18 protein-coding genes are annotated in these 22,777 nt (G+C 47.5%); all 18 read left to right on the top strand.

All coding sequences use genetic code 11. The features are described from left to right. Positions 1–3 precede the first annotated feature (3 nt). Positions 4–1,269: an adenosylhomocysteinase gene (locus MHH25_RS21035; RefSeq protein WP_036674829.1), complete on the top strand. Its 1,266-nt coding sequence runs from the start codon at positions 4–6 to the stop codon at positions 1,267–1,269. Positions 1,270–1,542: 273 nt separating this feature from the next. Next, positions 1,543–1,980 (top strand): division/cell wall cluster transcriptional repressor MraZ, encoded by a 438-nt coding sequence (gene mraZ / locus MHH25_RS21030; protein WP_017687291.1) that lies wholly within the window; start codon positions 1,543–1,545, stop codon positions 1,978–1,980. Between the two features lie 18 nt (positions 1,981–1,998). Continuing rightward, a complete protein-coding gene (gene rsmH / locus MHH25_RS21025; protein ID WP_340017959.1) occupies positions 1,999–2,949 on the top strand; it encodes a 16S rRNA (cytosine(1402)-N(4))-methyltransferase RsmH in 951 nt (316 codons plus the stop codon). Between the two features lie 27 nt (positions 2,950–2,976). Further along, positions 2,977–3,405, top strand: coding sequence for a hypothetical protein (locus tag MHH25_RS21020; protein WP_036674831.1), 429 nt, complete (start codon positions 2,977–2,979; stop codon positions 3,403–3,405). A 12-nt stretch (positions 3,406–3,417) separates the two neighbouring features. Beyond that, positions 3,418–5,751, top strand: coding sequence for a penicillin-binding transpeptidase domain-containing protein (locus MHH25_RS21015; protein WP_340017958.1), 2,334 nt, complete (start codon positions 3,418–3,420; stop codon positions 5,749–5,751). A gap of 94 nt (positions 5,752–5,845) precedes the next feature. Beyond that, on the top strand, positions 5,846–7,798 hold the full coding sequence (locus MHH25_RS21010) for a stage V sporulation protein D (protein ID WP_036614879.1): 1,953 nt from the start codon (positions 5,846–5,848) through the stop codon (positions 7,796–7,798). Between the two features lie 140 nt (positions 7,799–7,938). Beyond that, entirely contained in the window at positions 7,939–9,426 is a 1,488-nt protein-coding gene (locus MHH25_RS21005) for a UDP-N-acetylmuramoyl-L-alanyl-D-glutamate--2,6-diaminopimelate ligase (protein ID WP_036614878.1), read from the top strand. Continuing rightward, positions 9,426–10,838: a UDP-N-acetylmuramoyl-tripeptide--D-alanyl-D-alanine ligase gene (gene murF, locus MHH25_RS21000; RefSeq protein ID WP_036614967.1), complete on the top strand. Its 1,413-nt coding sequence runs from the start codon at positions 9,426–9,428 to the stop codon at positions 10,836–10,838. Before MHH25_RS21005 ends, murF begins: the two co-directional genes overlap by 1 nt. Before the next feature lie 12 nt (positions 10,839–10,850). Next, the gene (gene mraY, locus MHH25_RS20995) at positions 10,851–11,819 is read left to right on the top strand and encodes a phospho-N-acetylmuramoyl-pentapeptide-transferase (protein ID WP_047843751.1); all 969 of its coding nucleotides are present in this window, start codon (positions 10,851–10,853) and stop codon (positions 11,817–11,819) included. A gap of 3 nt (positions 11,820–11,822) precedes the next feature. Next, positions 11,823–13,244 carry a UDP-N-acetylmuramoyl-L-alanine--D-glutamate ligase gene (gene murD / locus MHH25_RS20990; protein ID WP_340017957.1) on the top strand — a complete coding sequence of 474 codons (1,422 nt, stop codon included), beginning with the start codon at positions 11,823–11,825 and terminating at the stop codon, positions 13,242–13,244. A 48-nt stretch (positions 13,245–13,292) separates the two neighbouring features. Beyond that, positions 13,293–14,390, top strand: coding sequence for a stage V sporulation protein E (spoVE, locus tag MHH25_RS20985; RefSeq protein WP_100527061.1), 1,098 nt, complete (start codon positions 13,293–13,295; stop codon positions 14,388–14,390). Positions 14,391–14,397: 7 nt separating this feature from the next. Then, positions 14,398–15,507 (top strand): undecaprenyldiphospho-muramoylpentapeptide beta-N-acetylglucosaminyltransferase, encoded by a 1,110-nt coding sequence (gene murG, locus MHH25_RS20980; protein WP_124116020.1) that lies wholly within the window; start codon positions 14,398–14,400, stop codon positions 15,505–15,507. A 149-nt stretch (positions 15,508–15,656) separates the two neighbouring features. Further along, positions 15,657–16,562 (top strand): UDP-N-acetylmuramate dehydrogenase, encoded by a 906-nt coding sequence (murB, locus tag MHH25_RS20975; RefSeq protein WP_076328088.1) that lies wholly within the window; start codon positions 15,657–15,659, stop codon positions 16,560–16,562. Between the two features lie 17 nt (positions 16,563–16,579). Further along, complete coding sequence (gene murA, locus MHH25_RS20970) at positions 16,580–17,863, top strand: UDP-N-acetylglucosamine 1-carboxyvinyltransferase (protein ID WP_036614867.1); 1,284 nt, start codon at positions 16,580–16,582, stop codon at positions 17,861–17,863. Positions 17,864–17,921: 58 nt separating this feature from the next. Beyond that, positions 17,922–18,689 carry an FtsQ-type POTRA domain-containing protein gene (locus tag MHH25_RS20965; protein WP_036614865.1) on the top strand — a complete coding sequence of 256 codons (768 nt, stop codon included), beginning with the start codon at positions 17,922–17,924 and terminating at the stop codon, positions 18,687–18,689. 293 nt (positions 18,690–18,982) lie between these two features. Then, a complete protein-coding gene (gene ftsA, locus MHH25_RS20960) occupies positions 18,983–20,266 on the top strand; it encodes a cell division protein FtsA (RefSeq protein ID WP_036614863.1) in 1,284 nt (427 codons plus the stop codon). Positions 20,267–20,416: 150 nt separating this feature from the next. Then, complete coding sequence (gene ftsZ / locus MHH25_RS20955) at positions 20,417–21,532, top strand: cell division protein FtsZ (RefSeq protein WP_017687306.1); 1,116 nt, start codon at positions 20,417–20,419, stop codon at positions 21,530–21,532. Between the two features lie 261 nt (positions 21,533–21,793). Then, on the top strand, positions 21,794–22,774 hold the full coding sequence (spoIIGA, locus tag MHH25_RS20950) for a sigma-E processing peptidase SpoIIGA (RefSeq protein WP_047843746.1): 981 nt from the start codon (positions 21,794–21,796) through the stop codon (positions 22,772–22,774). The last annotated feature ends 3 nt before the right edge of the window (positions 22,775–22,777 follow it).

Genomic DNA, 22,777 nt, shown 5'->3' with positions numbered 1-22,777 from the left:
GAAATGACTACACCTGCATTGCAAAACAGTATTGTTAAAGATATGGGACTCGCTTCAGAGGGTCACCTGAAAATTGATTGGGTAGAAGCGCATATGCCGGTACTGAACCGCATTCGTCGCCAGTTCGAACAGGATCTGCCCTTCAAAGGTTTGAAGGTTGCTATTTGTCTTCATCTGGAAGCGAAAACAGCTTACTTGGCAAAAGTGATCCAAGCCGGTGGAGCAGAAGTGACGATTACGCATAGCAATCCATTGTCTACACAAGATGATGTTTGCGCAGCATTGGTGGAAGACGGCGTTACGGTGTATGCGAAGTACAATCCGGAGCCTGCGGAATTCAAATCACTGCAACTGCGTGCGCTTGAGGTGAAGCCTGATCTCATTATTGATGATGGTGGAGACTTTGCAACCATTATTGCATCCGAGCGCCCTGACCTCGCAACAACCATTCGCGGAGGAGCAGAAGAAACGACAACGGGTATTATCCGTTTGAAAGCATTGGCGAAAGAAGGCCAATTGAAGTTTCCGATGGTTGCGGTTAATGACGCATACTGCAAGTATCTGTTTGACAATCGCTACGGTACTGGACAATCTGCATTCGACGGGATTATTCGTACAACTAACTTGGTTATCGCTGGTAAAAACGTAGTGGTAGCAGGTTATGGCTGGTGTGGTAAAGGTGTAGCGATGCGCGCCAAAGGTCTTGGTGCAAATGTGATCGTAACCGAGATCGATCCAATCAAAGCGGTAGAAGCACACATGGACGGGTTCCGGGTCATGACGATGGTGGAAGCCGCCAAATTGGGCGATTTCTTTATTGCAGTTACAGGCAATAAGGATGTTATCACAGGGGAGCATTACGATGTGATGAAGGATGGAGCGATCCTGAGTAATGCGGGTCACTTTGATGTTGAAGTGAATAAACCTGAACTGGCTAAACGTTCCGAATCGATTCGCACAGTTCGTCGCAACATTGAGGAATATCGTTTCAAAGATGGTCGTAAAATGTACCTTCTTGCTGAAGGTCGTCTTGTGAACCTGGGTGCAGCAGATGGTCACCCTGCCGAAATCATGGATACAACGTTTGCTCTGCAGGCGCTTGGTCTGCGTTATGTAAGTGAGAATTATGAAAACTTGGGTAAAAACGTTGTTAATGTACCTTATGATATTGACCAGCAGGTTGCCAGCTATAAACTTGAAAGCCTGAATATTGGCATCGACTCCTTGTCAGCTGAGCAAGAGAAATATCTGGATAGCTGGAAATTTTAAGCACTATCCAATAATTACAAGCTGATGAAATGATTCAATAGGTATAGAATGGTTTATTGATGATATGGCTCATGTGCGGGTAGACATACGATTGCCCGTTTAAGGGAAGCGTCTTTGATCCTGAGTTACAGGATCAAGGACGTTTTTTTATGCTGAAAAATTAAAAAATCAAGTCATGCAAGAAGGGTTTTGATTTTTTTGTGCGAATCTATTATGCTTAGGTGGTGGAAAGTGGGGCAAAGTGGGAGAAACGGGTGAGGAGTGAGTGGGCCAATGTTTATGGGGGAGTTCCAACATAGCATTGATGATAAGGGTCGGGTTATCATTCCGGCTAAATTCCGCGAATCTCTGGGACCGTCTTTCGTTGTCACACGGGGTTTGGACCAGTGTCTTTTCGTGTACCCCATGGAGGAGTGGGGGGTCATGGAACAGAAGCTCAAAGCACTGCCATTGATGAAATCTGATGCACGTGCGTTTACCCGGTTTTTTTTCTCGGGTGCAACCGAATGTGAACTGGACAAACAGGGCAGGGTAAATCTGCCGGGCAATTTAAGAGAGTATGCCAAGCTGGACAAGGATTGTGTTGTTCTTGGCGTGTCGAACCGGGTGGAGATTTGGAGCAAAGGCATATGGGAGAGTTATTTCAATCAATCCGAAGAAGCATTCAACGACATTGCCGAAAAGCTGGTCGATTTTAATTTTGATTTATAAAGTCAGGAGGGGTGCAGGTTGTTTCACCACATAACCGTACTCAAAGAAGAGGCAACAGAGGGATTAAACATCAAGCAGGACGGTATATACGTGGACTGCACTTTAGGCGGTGGCGGACATAGCTCCGTGATTGCTTCCAAGCTCGGTCCAGGGGGACGTCTGATCGCACTTGATCAGGATGATTGGGCTTTGGATAATGCTCGCGAGAAGCTCGCAGCTTATGGAGAACGTGTAACATTGGTGAAAACCAATTTTCGGGATCTGGAACAGGTACTCAAGGATCTGGATGTACCAATGAAGGATGGTGTACCACAGGTCGACGGTATTTTGTACGACTTGGGTGTGTCATCCCCGCAATTTGATGAAGGAGAACGTGGATTCAGCTACAATCACGATGCTCCGCTCGATATGCGAATGGACCAGGATGCAATGCTGACGGCCAAAGAGATTGTGAATGAGTGGCCAGAAGAAGAGATTGCTCGAATTTTGTATCGCTATGGTGAAGAGAAGTTTTCGAGAAGAATTGCCCGTGTTATCGTGGGAAAACGAGCGCAATCTACCATTGAGACGACAGGTGAACTCGTGGAACTGATCAAGGAAGGCATCCCGGCGGCAGCTCGCCGTACAGGTGGACATCCTGCCAAACGCAGCTTCCAGGCATTACGCATTGCCGTCAACGATGAGTTGGGTGCGTTTGAAGAAGGCTTGCATCAGGCTATTCGTTGTCTGGCACCAGGAGGACGTGTATCTGTTATTACCTTCCACTCCCTTGAGGATCGGATATGTAAACAGATTTTTAGCAGTTATCTGGAAAAATGTACATGTCCACCCGATTTTCCGTTGTGTGTATGCGGCGGCAAGGGGACCCTGCGTTTAGTTAACAGAAAACCGTTGATTCCAACGGAAACGGAATTGACCGAAAATTCACGTGCTCGTTCAGCCAAGCTGCGCGTAGCCGAGAAATTGTAGATCAAGAGTGGAGGAGAGAATCGGAGTATGGCATATACACGTGGTAATCTCGCTGTAAAAGAAAAAGCGTCCCAGGAACGTGTGACCCAGCAACGATACAAAGAAACCACCAAAGTGGTGACCCGTCGTACGGGTCTTCCGGCACGCGAGAAAATTTTGTATCTGATTACCCTGGTTGCAGTGATCCTTGTTGGAGGAGCCTTGATGTCTCGTTATGCTCATATCTATGATCTGAACAAGCAGGCGCAGTCCACTATTTCGGATATTAAGGGGTATGAAAAGACGATTGCAGACCTGCAGGTGGAAAAAGAAACATTAAACAACCAGGTCATCGAAAATGCAAAACAACTTGGTTACGTTGAAGCTTCCGGTAAGGATGTCATTTATGTACCTCGCTCAACAAGTACGAAATCAACTGGCACTGAGTCGTCCTCGAATACAGCAAGCAGTAAGTAAAGAGGTGTTCCGATGATAAAAAGAATAAAGATGCGCACGTTGCTTATAGGGGGATGTATCACCCTCTTTTTTCTTGTACTCGTAACCCGAATCTTTTTCATTCAGGTTGTGAATGGCGGTGTATGGCAGGAACGGGCAGCCGGTTTGGTAGAGCGGGAACAGACGATTAAGGCTGCACGTGGAACGATTACGGATCGAAATGGTAATATTTTGGCTACCGATGCCCCTGCGTATACGGTTTCCGTTAATCCCCTCTTGATCGATGAACTCGGCATACAGGATGTTGTTACGGAGAAGCTCTCTGCCCTTCTAGGGAAAAATGAGAGTGAGATGCGTACTTTAGTTACAGCGAAGAATAAAGATGGTGATTTTTTTCAACAACGTGAAGTACGCAGTGAAGGATATAAGATAAGTCCTGAACTTGCGGCACAAGTCAACGAGTTGCGTGAAGAACTGCAAGATGAATATAAGGCGCGTAATGCAATTGTGATGGCACAGGAGTCGAAGCGTTTTTACCCTGAAGAAACACTTGCTTCTCACCTCTTGGGGTATATGAGCCGTGATGGGAAAGCTGTCAATGGACTTGAAGTCTCATATGATGAAGCACTGACAGGCACAGATGGATATCTGAATTATCAGAAGGATGCCAAAGGCATTAAACTTCCGGATTCACAGGATAACTATCTGCCACCTCAGAACGGTAAGAACCTTACGCTGACCATCGATGATACGATCCAGTTCTACATTGAGGATGCAATGAAAGAAGCCGTTGCCAAGTATAATCCACTGAGCATGACGGTCATTGCCGCGGACCCAAACACGATGGAGATTCTAGGGATGGCGAACTGGCCAACCTTTAACCCGAATACGTATGGGAGTACACCTGATCAAAAGAATTTTATCAACCATGCTACTCAATCAATCTATGAGCCAGGGAGTACATTCAAAATAGTTACGCTAGCAGGGGCTGTTGAAGAAAAACTCTTCGATCCCAATGCAAGTTTTGAATCCAAACGTATGTATATCGGTGGTTTCCCGATTAGTGATAATGGTCATTCCTATGGTTGGATCTCGTATCTCGAAGGTGTCAAACGGTCAAGTAACATTGCTTTTGTTAACTTGGGTTACAACATGCTTGGCGGTGAACGTCTGCGTCATTACATAGACGAATTCGGCTTTGGCAAAAAGACGGGTATTGATTTGCCAAATGAGGCAGCGTCCCCGATCAAGCCACTGGTTTACAAATCCGAGATTGCTACTGCTGCTTACGGTCACGGTCTTGTACAGGTAACACCAATTCAACAGGTCGCAGCCATCTCTGCGATTGCCAACGGCGGCAAATTGCTGGAGCCACATCTGGTGAAGGAGATCAAGAACCCGAATGATGGAACAACGGAAGTCATCAAACCCAAAGTTGTTCGTCAGGTGATTTCCAAGGAATCTTCCAAACTGGTGAGCGGTTATCTGGAACAAGTGGTTGCAGACCAAACGATTGGTACCGGTCGTAACGCCTATATTGAAGGTTACCGTGTAGCTGGTAAGACAGGTACAGCAAGAAAGGTTGTTAACGGAGCATACAGCAAGTCAAAAGACGTTGTATCGTTTATTGGATTCGCGCCCGTGAATAATCCGAAGATTGCTATACTTGTTGTCATTGACCAACCGGATGGAACCAACATTGGGGGAGGAACCGCAGCTGCGCCGGTGTTCAAAAAGATTGTCAGCCAGACTCTTCAATACATGGGAATACCCAAAGATACAGCCAAAACTCCTGACAAAAAGTCAAAAGAAGTCTCTGTCGTGCAAGCCAAGGCGCCTGACTTAAGTGGCAAGACAGCCAAACAAGCCAGAAGCCAGCTTCTAAGCGCAGGTATTGCTTATGTGACTCTTGGTCAAGGTGATAATGTAATTCGGCAGTATCCGGTTGCTGGCGCTTCTATGAATCCAGGCCAACGAATCTATCTGCTAACGGAAGAAAGCAGCAAGATGAAGATTCCCGATCTAACAGGTGAATCTCTCCGTGATGCCCTAGAAGTACTTTCTCTCATGAAAGTGGGGGTTACGGTCAAGGGCGAGGGTTATGTCGTGAAGCAAACCGAGCAGGTCGCAGGTGAGCAGAGAACTGTGCAGTTGAACTTGCAAACTGCTAAAGCTGCAGTGACAGGTATAGCCGATGAGGCTCCAATCTCTTCTGATCCGTCATCAGAAGCTGAAGTGAAGGAACAAGAGGCTTCGGCCGGAGAAGCTAAAACCGACGAAACAGACGAAACAGATAACAGCAAGGCTCCTGCCAATGAATCCGAATCCTCTGACGATCCAGCAACAAACGGAGCTACGCTTCCTTAGGGAGCTCTGACAGCTTGTTCTAACCCCCGGTTGTCCTGAATATTCATGAATGGAACGAATGTCATGATTTTGGGACGAGTGGGGGGATCTTTTCGTGAAGGGATCAAGCGTAAATCTGCGGCGCAGGTTGCTATGGAGTTTAATGATTTTAGTTTTGTTATTTTCGGCTCTGATGATCAGGCTTGCTTATGTACAGCTCGGGGAAGGCCCTGAATTGTCAGCAAAAGCAGAAGAATCCTGGCGGCGTAATATTCCTTACTCAGCCAAGCGAGGGGAGATCCTGGATCGAAATGGAACCTCTCTGGCCTATAATGTGACAACACCAACCATTATGGCCATTCCGGCTCAGGTGAAAGAAGCTGAAACGACGGCTAAAGCGCTGGCCCCATTGCTTGGGATGACGGAAGAAAAAGTGCTCGCAACCATCAAGAAACGAGAACTCATTGTACGACTACAACCCGGCGGCCGCAAAATTACGATGGAGAAAGCTCAGCGCATCCGTGATTTGAAGCTTCCGGGTATCGTTGTTGCTGAAGACAATAAACGTTTTTATCCTTATGATGATTTGGCTGCCCATATTCTTGGTTTTACGGGCATTGATAATCAGGGCTTAACGGGTGTCGAGAAGAAATATGATGATAAGCTGAATGGTTTGAATGGCAGTGTGTCCTACTTGTCCGATGCGGCCGGAAGGCTAATGCCGGGCTCATCCGAGAAGTATGTGGAACCGAAGGACGGCCTTAACCTCAAGCTGACCATTGATAAATCCATTCAGTCCATCATGGAGAGAGAACTGGATCAGGCCATGGTGAAGTTCCAGGCGAACTCAGCATTGGCCATAGCGATGAATCCCAAAACGGGTGAAATTTTGGGGATGTCCAGCAGGCCGGGATACGAACCTGCCGATTATCAGCAATATCCCGCGGAGATATACAATCGAAATTTACCGATCTGGATGACCTACGAGCCGGGCTCCACATTTAAGATCATTACTTTGGCAGCAGCGCTTGAAGAGAAAAAGGTCAATCTGCAACAGGATCAATTTTTTGATCCCGGATATGTTGAGGTGGGTGGGGCCCGTCTGCGTTGCTGGAAAAAGGGCGGCCACGGAAGTCAGACCTTTTTACAAGTTGTGGAGAACTCATGTAACCCGGGCTTTGTGGCTTTGGGGCAGAGGCTGGGCAAAGAATCGCTCTTCTCCTATATTAAAGACTTTGGTTTCGGTACCAAGACAGGGATCGACCTTAGCGGAGAAGCCAGTGGAATTCTGTTCAAACTGTCCAGAGTGGGACCTGTCGAGCTTGCAACGACGGCTTTTGGTCAAGGTGTATCCGTAACGCCCATTCAGCAAGTAGCAGCTGTGTCAGCGGCCATCAATGGGGGGAAACTTTACAAGCCTTATGTTACGAAAGCGTGGGTCCATCCGGTCACAGGAGAAGTCATGGAAGAAGCCAAGCCGGAACTGGTTCGTCAGGTGATCTCGGAGAATACATCCAAACAAGTACGTGAAGCACTCGAGAGTGTTGTCGCAAAAGGTACCGGGCGTCCGGCATTCATTGATGGATACCGGGTCGGTGGCAAAACAGGTACAGCCCAGAAGGTTATCAACGGACGTTATTCCTCGACCGAGCATATCGTATCCTTTATCGGATTTGCACCAGCAGATGATCCACAGATTGTGGTCTATACCGCAGTTGATAACCCCAAAGGAATTCAGTTCGGAGGTGTGGTTGCCGCCCCGATTGTACAGAACATCCTTGAAGATGCTTTGCACTATATGAATGTACCTGTTCGAAAGGATCAGGTCGCCAAAGAATACAAGTATGGTGAAACCAAAATCGTGACAGTCCCAGACCTGACAGGAGCTACTGTTGAAGATCTGTACGAAGACCTGAACATGAATTTTATGCTGGCGAAGTCTGGCAGTGGTAAATACGTGATTAATCAGGCACCCAAACCTGGGGCGAGGGTAGATCAGGGATCAACTATCCGCATTTATATGGGGAATGTACTGAACGATGCACATGATCACACAAAGGATGAATAACGGGGCTTAGGGGTAGTTTGAGGCTTCTAGCGCAACAAAATTCATCCAAGTGCGTTTCATTATTGGGTTGTATTGACGATATTAATAAATACAGACATATGTTAAAACAGAAGTATAATTGGAAAAGTGAGGTTATTCATGTGCTTTTAAAACAATTTGCATCGATGCTGACCACCGCCCGCCTCGTGGGCGAATCAAATACAGAATGCCAAAACCTTCAGACAGATTCCCGGCAGGTAAAACCGGGTGATCTGTTTATCTGTCTTCCGGGACATACGGTAGATGGTCATGATTATGCAGAAAAAGCTGTAAATGCCGGTGCAGTTGCATTGGTGGTTGAACGGCAGCTGGATCTGCCTGTACCACAATTGCTGGTGAAGGACAGCCGATTTGCGATGGCTGTTCTGGCAGATTTCTTTTTTGACTCGCCAAGCCAGAAAATGAATATGATTGGTGTAACGGGAACGAACGGAAAAACAACGACCACCTATTTGATTGAAAAAATCATGAGTGATTACGGACGCAAGACGGGATTGATCGGTACTATTCAAATGCGGTATGACGGTCGCACCTACCCGATGTCAGGAACAACACCAGAGGCGCTTGATCTGCAGCGTAGTCTGCATGATATGGTTCAGAAGGGTACGGACTGCTGTGTTATGGAAGTTTCTTCTCACGCATTGGAACAAGGGCGAGTAAAGGGAACGAATTTCCGTACTGCGGTATTTACTAACCTGACGCAAGATCATCTGGACTACCACCATTCCATGGAGGAATATCGCGGGGCCAAAGGATTGTTCTTTGCACGTCTGGGTAACGGTTATACGGAAGATGTTACACAGCGTAAATATGCTGTCATCAATGCAGATGATCCGGCTGCGGCTTATTTCATCTCTGTGACTGCGGCTGAAGTGATTACATATGGCATGGGTGAAAAGGCGGATGTACGCGCATCCCAAATCTCAATCACGTCTCAGGGAACTTCTTTCCATGTGGATACATTTGCAGGTAGCACAGATATTCGCTTGCGCATGGTAGGCAAATTCAATGTGTACAATGCAATGGCAGCAATATCTGCAGCGCTGGTGGAAGGTATTCCGCTGGAAGAGATCAAGCGCAGTCTGGAGACGGTTCCGGGCGTGGATGGACGTGTTGAAGGAGTGGACGAAGGACAGCCATTTGCTGTTATTGTCGATTATGCCCATACACCGGATGGACTGGAGAATGTGTTGCGGACGGTGAAAGAATTTGCCGAAGGGCGTGTAATCTGCGTGTTTGGCTGTGGTGGTGACAGGGACCGTACCAAACGTCCTCTCATGGGGAAAATTGCTGCGAATTATAGTGATTTTGTACTGGTTACTTCCGATAATCCACGGACAGAAGATCCGGATCTCATTCTCAAAGACATTGAACAGGGCCTGATTGAAGAATCCGTTCCTGCTGAACGTTATACGATGATTGTGGATCGACGCCAGGCCATTCATGAAGCTATTGAAATGGCAAGCCCAGCCGATGTAGTATTGATTGCGGGTAAGGGTCACGAGACCTATCAGATTATCGGCACAACCAAAACCGATTTTGATGACCGAATCATAGCCAAAGAAGCGATAAGGGGCAAATCCAATTGATAAAAAGAACATTGGCACAATTGGCCGAGATGTGTGGAGGAACATTAAGTGACGTTGCCGCTCATGGCAATGTAATGGTCGAAGGGGTGTTTACCGATTCGCGTAAACCTCTGGAAGGCAGTTTGTTTATCCCGCTAGTGGGTGAAAGGTTTGACGGACACGAATTTGTGCAAGCCTGTCTAGAGAAGGGGGCTGCAGGGGCGATCTGGCAAAAGGATCATGGTATTCCGCCACAAGGAGCTGTCATTGTTGTTGACGACACACTTGTCGCACTGCAAGCACTCGCATCTGCTTATCTAACGGAGAATAAAGCGTCTGTGGTTGGCATTACAGGCAGCAACGGCAAGACAACAACAAAGGACATCGTGGATGCCATTCTCTCAACGACGTTCAAAGTGCATAAGACGCAAGGCAACTTCAATAATCACATTGGTTTACCGCTGACTGTACTAAGCATGGACCCGGATACCGAGATTATCATTTTGGAGATGGGTATGAGTGGTCGCGGGGAAATTAACGATTTGTCGGTTATTGCGCAGCCTGATGTAGCGGTCATTACCAATATTGGTGAATCACATCTGCTTCAGCTGGGGTCCAGACTGGAGATAGCCAGAGCCAAAGCCGAGATTGCTGCGGGATTGAAGCCTGGCGGGTTACTGATCTACAACGGAGACGAGCCTTTAATTGCACAAGTCCTTGAAGAACCCGCAACGAAACAACCCGATGGATTGCAGCGGTTTACATTTGGTCTGCAAACCGATAATGATGACTATCCTACCGGACTTATGAATGCGCAGAACGGGGTAGTTTTCACTACCAAACAGTCTGGAGAACATGCTTTTACGCTACCTCTGCTAGGAACGCATAATGTCGTTAACTGTCTGGCTGCTTTGGCAGTAGCCCGTCATTTTAAAGTGACGACGGAACAGATTGCCGCGGGATTGTCTCGCTTGAAACTGACAGGCATGCGTATTGAGGTTACGCAAGGCGTTAGTGGTCTAACCCTGCTGAATGATGCATACAATGCAAGTCCAACCTCCATGAAGGCCGCAATCGATGTACTAGAAGGTCTGAAAGGATACCGCATGAAAGTGGCTGTGCTTGGTGATATGCTTGAACTCGGTCCCCAAGAGCAGGATCTGCATTACGGAATCGGAGAGTATATCACATCGGCCAAAATGGACATGGTGCTGGTATATGGTCCGCTATCAGCCAAGATTGCTGAAGGAGCAAGCAAGCATATGCCTACAGAGGCTGTGCATGCTTTTATAGATAAAGAAGAAATGACCCGTTATCTACTGGAGAAACTACATCCCAGAGACGTTGTCTTGTTCAAAGCCTCAAGAGGCATGAAGCTGGAAGACGTGGTCGAAGCACTACAAATAGCACCATTACAGAATCGAGTAGACTAGAGGGGTGAACCCATGGATTTTCAGGTATTACTGTTAACAATCGGCGTTTCATTTATTCTGGCGGTGATTGCCGCACCGCTCCTGATTCCGCTGTTACGCCGGATGAAATTCGGACAGCAAGTTAGGGAAGATGGGCCTCAGAGCCATTTGAAAAAAAGCGGAACACCTACAATGGGTGGAGTCGTCATTTTAGTTGCGTTCACATTGGCCTTTTTGAAATTTTCGGCAGTCAAGAATACAGACTTTTATGTCTTGCTTGTGGCTACGCTGGGATTCGGGCTGATTGGCTTCCTGGATGATTACATCAAAATTGTGTTCAAACGTTCGCTGGGACTGACGGCCAGACAAAAAATGCTGGGCCAATTGTTCTTCAGTGCAGTGATGTGTTTCTTGCTGATCCAGAATGGACACAGCACAGCCATCTCTATTCCGGGAACGTCATTCTCGTTTGACTGGACCGGATGGTTCTATTATCCTTTTGTCGTATTCATGATGCTTGCCATTACCAATGCGGTTAACTTTACCGACGGTCTGGATGGTTTGCTGTCAGGGGTAAGTGCGATTGCCTTTGGTGCGTTTGCCATTGTGGCGATGCAAGCTACATCAATGCCTGCAGCAGTGTGTGCAGCAGCGATGATCGGAGCCGTACTCGGTTTTCTGGTATACAATGCACATCCGGCCAAAGTGTTTATGGGAGACACCGGTTCTCTCGGGATTGGCGGTGCGATTGGTGCGGTAGCCATTGTAACCAAAACAGAGCTTCTATTTGTCATCATTGGCGGTATTTTTGTTATCGAGATCCTGTCTGTCATCATTCAAGTGGTATCTTTCAAGACTCGTGGCAAGCGTGTATTCAAAATGAGCCCCATTCACCATCACTTTGAATTAAGTGGTTGGTCAGAATGGCGGGTTGTTATTACCTTTTGGGCGGTAGGCGCAATTTTGGCCGCTCTTGGACTTTATCTCAACAAGGGGTTGTAGATCATGAACCATCCTGAATCATATCGCGGACAACAAGTAGTCGTGCTCGGATTGGCCAAAAGCGGCGTACAGGTCGCCAAGGTGCTGGATCGCGCCGGAGCGAAGGTTACAGTAAATGATAAAAAAGAGAGAGATCAATGTCCCGAAGCTTCCGAATTGGAGGCTTTGGGAATTTCTGTTGTATGCGGAGGGCATCCGGATGATCTGATTCACAGTGGTGTGAAGCTGGTTGTCAAAAACCCGGGTATCCCATACCATGCTGCTCCTGTGCAGCAAGCTTTGGCATTGGGCATTGAAGTGGTGACGGAAGTAGAGGTTGCTTATCATCTATGTGCAGCACCCATGATCGGGATTACGGGCTCCAACGGCAAAACAACAACAACCACTTGGGTGGGGGAAATGTTGGAACATGCCGGCCTCAACCCGATCGTTGCCGGTAATATCGGAACACCTCTCTGTGAAGCGGCAGAGCAAGCTTCTCCAGATAACTGGATGGTTGTTGAACTTAGCAGTTTCCAGCTCAAAGGAACGGTTGATTTCCGTCCCCGGATTGCCAGCTTGCTTAACGTTGCAGAGACGCATCTGGACTATCATGGGGATCTGGATGATTATGTGGTTTCCAAAGCGAAACTGTTCGCGAATCAGCAGCCTGACGACGTGGCCATTCTGAATTGGGATGATGCGGTATGTCGTGGTCTGGTTCCTTACATCAAAGGCAGATTGCTTCCCTTCTCAATGATTGAGAAGTTGGATGTAGGTGTGTATGCAGATCCTCCTTATGTGGATGGAGAAGAGGATGATGTGAAGCGTCAGATTATCTACACGGATGAAAAGGGAAATCACCACACCATTATTGACATCGAGAACATTGGCATCGCTGGACAATTCAATGTGGAAAATGCAATGGCCGCTGTGGCCATTGCCGTAGCGGCAGGAGCTGATCCAGCAGTGCTGGCTGCTCCGCTTGCAGATTTCAAGGCGGTTGAACACCGACTTGAATATGTTCTAGAGCATAATGGTTCTGCGTACTACAACAACTCCAAAGCGACCAATTCAAAGGCTACGGTCATGGCCCTGAATTCGTTCAAGGAACCGGTCGTATTGATTGCAGGAGGGCTGGATCGTGGATCAGACATGATGGAGTTGTTACCCTTGTTCCAGGAACGGGTAAAAGCTGTCGTTGCAATTGGAGAGACACGGACAAAAATTGCCAAGGTCGCGGAACTTGCCGGATTAAAGCAAATTAAGGTCGTCGATAATGAGGAGGACGCTGCCCGGACGTTAACCGTTGCTGTGCAGGAAGCATCGAAGTTTGCCAGTGCCGGTGATGTCGTTTTGTTATCCCCGGCATGTGCAAGTTGGGACATGTTTGCTTCCTATGAAGAGCGGGGACGCATTTTTAAAGAGGCGGCGCATAACTTGTAAGTAGGGGGGTGGAAAAGCCCCTACTTACATGCAAGGGGTGGCCTCCTGATGAAACAGACGCGACCGGCACCAGATATTTGGTTGCTGATTTGTATTTTGGCATTGCTTGCCATCGGCATTATTATGGTATATAGTGCGGGCTCGGTGCTTGCCTTTCATGACTATGGCGATTCATTTTATTTTGTAAAAAGACAGGCCCTGTTTGCGGTGCTTGGGCTTGTGGCCATGTTCGTAACTGCTAATGTAGACTACCGGGTGTGGAGGAAATATGCCAAGCCTATATTGATTGCCTGTTTTATTATGCTCATTGGGGTGCTCATTCCTGGAATTGGTGTGGTTCGCGGTGGTGCACGAAGTTGGCTGGGCATTGGTTCGTTCGGTATTCAGCCCTCAGAATTCATGAAGTTGGGCATGATTCTGTTTCTCGCTCACTGGCTGAGCAAGGAACCGGGCAAAATCAAAACCTTCACAACGGGGCTTCTGCCACCGCTGGGATTGATTGGTTTGGCTTTTGGGATTATTATGCTGCAACCTGATTTGGGGACTGGCACCGTGATGATGGGTGCATCGATGCTTATTATTTTCACAGCCGGAGCGCGAATGAAACATCTGAGCTTGCTTGCTCTTGGCGGCGTAGCCGGGTTTGCAGCTTTGATTGCAGCAGCACCCTATCGGCTGCAGCGTATCACAGCGTTTTTGGACCCGTGGTCCGATCCGCTGGGTGCCGGATATCAGATCATTCAATCCTTATACGCGATTGGTCCTGGTGGACTGGCGGGATTGGGACTGGGTATGAGCCGGCAGAAGTACAGTTATGTACCTGAACCGCAAACGGACTTTATTTTTAGTATTTTGGCCGAAGAACTCGGCTTTATAGGTGGAATGATTGTATTATTGTTGTTTCTGGTGCTGGTGTGGAGAGGGATGCGTGTAGCCATGACCGTTCCGGATGCCTTCGGCAGTCTGCTTGGTGTTGGTATCGTAGGTATGGTCGCCGTACAGGTCATTATTAACATTGGTGTTGTCATTGGCATGATGCCTGTTACAGGCATTACATTGCCTCTGATCAGTTACGGCGGGTCATCATTGACCCTCATGCTCACAGCACTGGGCATTTTAGTGAATTTATCCCGTTATGCGAGGTGACTATGCGATGCGAGTCGTTCTAAGCGGTGGCGGTACGGGTGGACATATCTATCCGGCCGTTGCCATAGCAAGACAATGCGAGGCGGAGAATCCGGACTCGACATTTCTATACATCGGAGGAACCAGAGGGTTGGAAAGCAAGCTGGTTCCCCAAGAAAATATTCCTTTTAAATCCATTGATATTACGGGCTTTCGGCGGAAATTGTCCATCGACAACCTGAAAACGGTCATGCGTTTCATTCAAGGTGTACGCAAGTCCAAAAAAATGCTGAAGGAGTTTAAACCGGATGTTGTGATTGGTACAGGTGGATATGTATGTGGACCTGTGGTATATGCAGCAACAAAACTGGGGATTCCGAGTATAATTCATGAACAGAACGCCATCCCTGGTCTGACGAACAAATTTTTGATGCGTTATGTGGACACGGTTGCCGTTAGCTTTGAAGGTTCTGAAAAATCGTTTTCCGGCGCAAAAAAGGTGATCTACACCGGTAATCCGCGAGCGACTACGGTAGCCCAAGCTAGCCGTGATCGTGGTTTTGCCACATTAGGTGTACCGATGAACAGCCGTGTTGTTCTTGTGGTTGGTGGCAGTCGCGGGGCAAAAGCAATCAATCAGGCCATGGTGGACATGGCTCCATTGCTGGAACAACTGGATGATGTACATGTAGTTTACGTTACAGGGGATACCTATTTTGATGAAACGCGTGAAGCCATTCGCAGCTCATTGGGTACGATGCCAAACCACCTGCATGTCCTGCCTTACGTGCATAATATGCCTGAGGTGCTTGCCTGCACATCCTTGATTGTAAACCGCGCAGGTGCATCATTCCTTGCGGAGATTACATCACTGGGTATTCCTTCGATCCTGATTCCGTCACCTAACGTGACTAATAATCATCAGGAAGCCAATGCACGCACGCTTGAGGGTGGAGGCGCATCACTCACGATGCTGGAGAAGGATCTTACAGGCAAAGTCCTGTATGAAGCCATCGCCAAGATTATGAATGATGAATCGGGACGCAAACGAATGGCTGAAGCCTCCCGGAAACTGGGGAAACCCGATGCAGCTGAAGTGCTTGTTCATGAAATTCAGCGTCTTGCTGCACGCCGATAAAGTGTGATTGTGGGCGATTGTCACACACAAGACGGGGCTGACATAAGATACCGTATAAATCGTGACCATCGTTCCATGGCGCCAGAACACGGTTTGTAACAACAGAACATACCGTGCTCATCGGTTTTGAAGCAAAGGAGGAAGCAAACATGCATCAGTGGATATCGTTACTATCCCAGAATAATGTTGGCAGAGTTCTTGAAAACGAATCGCTAGCCAAATACACCACATGGAAGATCGGCGGTCCTGCGGATGCACTGGTCATTCCGGAGAATAAAGAGCAGATGATGAATCTCGTTCAATTGCTTCACACATTTCAGATTCCGTGGATGCAACTTGGACGGGGCTCAAACATGCTGGTGTCAGACAAAGGAATACGTGGTGTTGTGGTGAAACCAGGCGAGGGCTTTGATTATGCCGAATTTCACGAAGGCGGTGTAACCGCCGGAGCGGCGCATTCTTTTGTTAAACTCAGTGTGGTTGCTGCCAAAAAGGAATGGACCGGTCTGGAATTCGGCAGCGGTATCCCCGGCACTGTCGGTGGAGCCGTATACATGAATGCAGGCGCGCATGGATCGGATGTGTCACGGATATTCAAATTCGCTGAGATTGTACTGGAGACAGGGGAATTGGTACGTTACAGCAAGGAGGACATGGATTTTGCCTATCGCCACTCTGTTCTGCATGATCGGAGAGGCATTGTGCTGGAAGCTACATTTGAACTCCAGCATGGAGAGCGCAACGTCATTTCGGAAACGATGGCGGCTTACAAAGACCGCCGGCGCCGCACACAGCCACTGCAGATGGCATGTGCAGGTAGTGTGTTCCGAAATCCACCGGGTGATCATGCAGCCCGCCTGATTGAAGCAGCAGGGCTGAAAGGAATGACCCAGGGAGGCGCACAGGTATCCACCATGCATGCCAATTTCATTGTTAATACAGGCCAAGCAACAGCAGAGGACGTTATCACCCTAATGCAGCAGATACAGAGCACTATATCATCTCAAAACGGTATTAACCTGGTACCGGAAGTCTTCGTAGTGGGTGAGCGGTAAACCCCGGAGGTGATACATTGGACAAATTGGTGATTGAAGGCGGGAAACCCCTCTCAGGATCCATACGCATCCATGGAGCAAAAAATGCCGCTTTACCGATTATGGCCGCAAGTTTGTTGGCAGATGGAGAAGTTACACTGCATAACGTTCCACACTTGCTGGACATTGAAGTGATGCTGTATATCCTGGAACGGCTTGGATGCACGTGTCGGCATGAACAGGGAACAGTGACGATTAATACCTCGTCTATCCGGTCATATGATGTGCCAGAAGATCTAATGAAGCAGATGCGCTCTTCCATTTTTTTGATGGGACCATTGCTGGCTAAGTTTGGGCAAGTGTCAGTGTATCAGCCAGGAGGCTGTGCCATTGGAGAACGCAAAATTGATCTTCACCTCCGGGGCCTGGAAGCGCTCGGAGCTTTGATTGAAGAGCAGGACCAACAGATTATCTGTCATGGGCACAATCTGGTGGGTACAGATATTCATTTGGATTTCCCGAGTGTGGGAGCGACGGAGAATATCATGATGGCAGCCGTTATGGCTAAAGGGACGACAACCATCTGCAACGCCGCAAGAGAACCTGAAATCCAGGACCTGCAACACTTTTTGAATGCTATGGGTGCAAGCATTATTGGTGCAGGAACGGATACAATCACGATCAATGGCGTTGAGAAACTGAAACCTTGTTCCTATGAGATTATACCGGATCGAATCGTTGCCGGAACCGTGATGATTGCAGCAGCAGCAACACGAGGCAATGTTACGCTTACACACTGCAATCCTGCTCATCTTACTTCACTTATACATGTATTGAAGCGCACTGGTGTTCAAATCACAGTCTGCAATGATATAATGACGGTGAGCTGTATGAGCCGTCCCAAATCAGTAGACCGTATTGTGACTTCTCCGTATCCTTCGTTTCCGACAGATTTGCAATCGCAAATCATGGTGCTGCTCAGTCTGGCAGACGGATTCAGTGTGATGAAGGAAACGGTATTCGAGGGCCGGTTCAAACATGTGGATGAACTGAATGTGATGGGGGCTGATATTTCAGTCGATCTGAACGCAGCATTTATCCGTGGTGTTCCCCGTCTGTACGGGGCTACAGTGGAAGCAACCGATCTTCGTGCAGGTGCAGCTCTGGTCATTGCTGGTCTGGCTGCTCAAGGCAAAACGGTTGTGGAGCAAGTGCATCATATTGACCGGGGCTACGATCAGATCGAGAAGTTATTCCAAAGTCTTGGAGCATCGGTTGAGCGACAGTCGCCCGTTTCGAAACAGTTGGATTTTGCCAATTAACGTCCTTGGCGTCCCCTTCTTGAAGGGAGGGGACCTGAGGCTTTGTGGAGCGCTACTTATGCCTAAAAGTCAAATTCCGGTTCTGAAGAAGAATCGGCCAAAAGGAAACACAAGCCGCAAAATTGTAATTATTCTCTTATTATTATTTATTGTATTGCTGGCTGTATTATTCTTTCGTTCTTCCATGAGTCGGATTTCGGCAATTGAAATTACGGGTAATGTATATACAGCAACTTCAGAACTGCTGGAGAAAAGCGGACTGAAAGAAGGCGAACAATTTTTTGGGACAAGTACTGCCGAGGTTATTGAGCGTCTCAAGACTATCAAGGCGATTTCCACCGTTACCGTGGACAAAAAGTTTCCGGGGATTATCCATATCAAGGTTCAGGAATATGCCACGGTTGCTTATGAGCTTGGTTCTGACGGTACGCTAAAAGCAATATTAGCCAGTGGGACAAGCTTGACGGTTCCGGCAACAATTGGTGTTGCTGTGGAGAAGCCCATATTGACCCAATGGAAGGCTGATGATCCACTCAAAGCCAAACTGAGCCAGACACTGGCTAAAATTCCGAATGAATTGACGACGGATATTTCGGAAATTATTCCGAATCCAACGCCTTCATTTCCGGATCAGATTCGGATGTATACCAAATCGCAGTTTGAAGTGATTACAACCGTCTCTCTTTTATCGGATAAAGTGGAGTATCTGAATCAGGTGATTGAGACCGAACGGCCTGGGAAAATCACCATGCTTGAGGCAGATACCTATGTCCCTTTCATCCCGGATGACCCGGAAGATGATGCTGAACCAGGAGCAAGCCCCTGATCTTTGCCATCATTAGGCTGGACTGAATATGAAAGCCTAGGCAGGTCGGGGTTTGACCCCGTCAGAGCAATGAAACTTGTTCTTTCTGAGATGAAGAAAAAATGATACACTTGAACTTATGGCACATGAGTTGCCTCCTTCTTTTTTCTTCAATGTTTTATGTCTGGCAACCAGATTTTGACACCCAAAAACATTGTAGAAAAAAGAGGGAAAGCCTGAAGTGTGTTGAATATGTTTTAAGAGTGTTTAAATTCGAACGTAATTTACTATTGGAGTCAGGAGGTGCCACAGACTTGAGCAACAATGACATCATTGTTAGTTTGGACATCGGTACATCCAAAATTCGCGCTATTATTGGGGAAATGAATAATGGAACCTTTAATATTATAGGAGTTGGATCTGCCGACTCGGAGGGAATTCGCAAAGGTGTAATCGTAGATATTGATCAGACGGTGCAGTCGATTCGCAACGCAGTGGATCATGCAGAACGTATGGTAGGTATTCAAATATCCGAAGTGTATGTTGGAATCTCGGGAAATCATATCGGACTGATGAGCAGTCACGGCGTCGTGGCTGTGTCTAACGAGGATCGTGAAATCGGAGAAGAAGACATGGAACGGGTGTTGAAAGCAGCCGAAGTCATTGCAGTTCCGCCGGAACGGGAAATTATTGATGTTGTCGCCAAGCAATATGTTGTAGATGGCTTGGAGGGCATACAGGACCCCCGTGGTATGATTGGTGTTCGTCTGGAAGTTGAAGCAACGATCATTACGGGTGCAAAAACCGCGATACATAATCTTTTGCGCTGCGTGGAAAAAGCGGGTCTGAAAGTAAGCGATCTGGTTCTCATGTCGCTTGGAGCGGGTCAACTGGCTTTGTCCAAAGATGAAAAAACGATGGGTTCAGTGCTTGTTGATATTGGAGCAGGTGCAACAACCATCGCCATTTTTGAAGAAGACAGTCTTGTTGCAACATCAACGTTGCCTATAGGTGGGGAATTCGTAACAAATGATATCGCCTATGGCTTACGCACGTTAACGGATCAGGCGGAGAAGGTGAAACTGAAATATGGCTGCGCCTGGTTGGATGATGCTGCTGCGGATGTGATGTTCAAAGTCACCCGAATTGGCAGTAATGTAGACAAGGAGTTTTCACAGGAGGATCTGGCAGCAATTATTGAACCTAGGGTTCAAGAAATATTCCAGATGATATCCCAAGAAGTGAAGCGTCTTGGTTACAACGAGCTTCCTGGAGGTTATATACTAACGGGAGGTACGGTCTCTATGCCGGGGGTTCTGCAGGTCGCTCAGCATGAGCTTGCTGCTTCGGTACGAGTTGCAGTTCCGGATTATATTGGTGTGCGTGACCCCGGGTTTACAAGCGGAGTCGGCATATTGCACAGTGTAATTCGCAGTTTGCGCATTCGTCCCTCGATCAATAACGGCGGTGGAAATAACAACAACAATAATAACAACAAGAAACCGACCAACCGTCCGAAGCCAAATACGGCACAGGAATCGGAGCAAAAACCCGGTCTGTTCGAGCGGCTGAAGAATATGTTCAGCGAATTTATATAACAGGTTGGATCCATTTCATACATTCTTGAAGCCGTCTGAATGCGCCGGTACTAAAATAAACGCTTTCGTTCGTCGATATATGAAATTGATTCGGTTCAAATCAAAAATTGGACGGGCCATCCATGCACATTGAGGGGGAGATGGAATAATATGTTGGAATTTGATTTCGAGATGGAGAGCTTGGCTCAAATTAAAGTCATCGGTGTAGGCGGCGGCGGAAGCAATGCAGTCAACCGTATGATTGAAAATGGTGTACAAGGTGTTGAATTTATTACGGTAAATACGGATGCTCAGGCGTTACACCTGGCGAAATCCGAGCATAAATTGCAAATCGGTGATAAATTGACTCGTGGTCTTGGTGCTGGCGCCAACCCGGATGTAGGTAAAAAAGCAGCGGAAGAGTCCCGCGATCTGATCATGAACACGTTGAAAGGTGCAGACATGGTATTTGTTACAGCCGGTATGGGCGGTGGTACAGGTACAGGTGCGGCTCCGGTTATTGCCGAAATCGCTAAAGAGTGTGGTGCACTTACCGTTGGTGTCGTAACTCGTCCATTTACATTTGAAGGACGCAAGCGTTCCAGCCATGCAGAGCAAGGTATTGAAGCTCTCAAGGAAAAAGTTGACACACTGATCGTTATTCCTAATGATCGTTTGCTCGAGATCGTAGACAAAAAGACTCCTATGCTTGAAGCATTCCGTCAAGCGGATAACGTACTTCGTCAAGCAGTACAAGGTATCTCTGATTTGATCGCTGTACCGGGTCTGATCAACCTTGACTTTGCTGACGTCAAAACGATTATGCACGAACGTGGTTCAGCCCTTATGGGAATTGGTGAATCAACTGGTGAGAATCGTGCCGCAGAAGCAGCACGGAAAGCCATTATGAGTCCTTTGCTTGAAACTTCTATTGAAGGTGCTCGTGGCGTAATCATGAACATTACGGGTGGCGTTAATCTGTCCCTGTATGAAGTGAACGAAGCGGCAGAGATCGTAACTTCTGCTTCCGACCCGGAAGTAAACATGATCTTTGGTGCCATCATTGACGAAGACCTGAAAGAGGAGATTAAGGTTACGGTTATTGCAACCGGTTTTGAAGATAAACCTGCTCCACCACCACCAGGACGTAAGCCAGCTCCAGCAACAGCGGAGACGACGGATACACGTTCGCCGAACCTGCGTCCTTTCGGAAATCAGCCGAGCAATGATCAGCTGGACATTCCGACATTTTTACGCAATCGTTCACGCAATAATAACAACGATTAATACGCAAATCAATTTATTGGAAACCCGGTACTCCTTATGGAGCGACCGGGTTTTTTCTGTTTATTTAGATATCATAGCATACAGCAATGAACAAATTCTGAACAAAGGGCCTGAGCAATTCCGACAAAAAAAGTTGGAACCACACCCCCATGATTAGACAGACTTTGAACAGGGGGCTCCGTATACTTGTGAATATGCTCATGAATATCAGGATATCGGGTACCGGTATTTCGATATGTTGCGCGCAGGCAGGTGAAGACTTTGGTTGTTTATGTGGATCTAATTTTTTTGACAAACCTGTGTATTGACGGTGCACTCATCGGAATGACCGCCTGGATGCGCAAGACAAAGCTGGTGTGGTGGCGATGGTTGCTGTCAGCCATTGTGGGTGCATTATACGTGGTCATGATGTTTGTACCGGAGTTTGATTTTATGTTCACCTTTCTGATCAAGTTCGGGTTCTCGCTGGTCATGCTTACGATTGCTTTTGGTTTTAAAGGTCTGCAGGCTTTTGCGAGGACGCTCGGTACCTTCTATGTGATTAATTTTGTCGCTGCCGGAGGTATTCTGGGTGTGCATTACATGCTTCAGAGCTCCGGTGAGTTGTTTAACGGCATTTGGTTCACGGCTTCTGGCGGTATGTCATTTGATCTGAAAATTGCTTTCTGGTTCACGTTTATCGTATTTTTTTCTATCCTGTTTTTATTCAAAGCTGTGCAGAGCTCAAAACGGAAAACGGATCGCATGACGACCTATTTGGGTAAAGTTGAGGTCTGCATCGATGAGGTAGTCATTTCTTGTACAGGCCTTCTGGATACGGGCAATCAACTCACAGATCCCTTATCGCGCATGCCGGTCATGGTAATGGAGGTTTCGTTATGGCAAGACATGTTACCCGCTTCATGGAAGGGTAGACTCAAGGACGAGGCGCCGGACAACCTTATTCTGGAGCTTGATCAGGAAAGTTTTCAGTGGCAGGATCGACTGCGGCTGGTGCCTTATCGGGGCATTAACAAAGGGACTGCGTTTATGCTGGCAATGAAGCCGGACCGGGTGAAGGTGACGATGGAGGAAACATGTTATGAGACGACAAGGGTACTTATTGGGCTGGATGGAGGTGTTTTGTCGTCGGATGGGAAATACCAGGCCGTGATTCATCCTGAACTTGTGCAAGACGCTGCTTCTGCGCAGTCTACGGCTCTCTCTGCGGGAGCAACAGAAAAGCCGCTGAATGTGGTATAGGAG

It is taken from the genome of Paenibacillus sp. FSL H3-0457 (genome assembly GCF_037981725.1).
In the GTDB taxonomy this organism is placed as follows: domain Bacteria; phylum Bacillota; class Bacilli; order Paenibacillales; family Paenibacillaceae; genus Paenibacillus; species Paenibacillus amylolyticus.
This window is presented reverse-complemented; position numbering and strand designations above follow the sequence as displayed.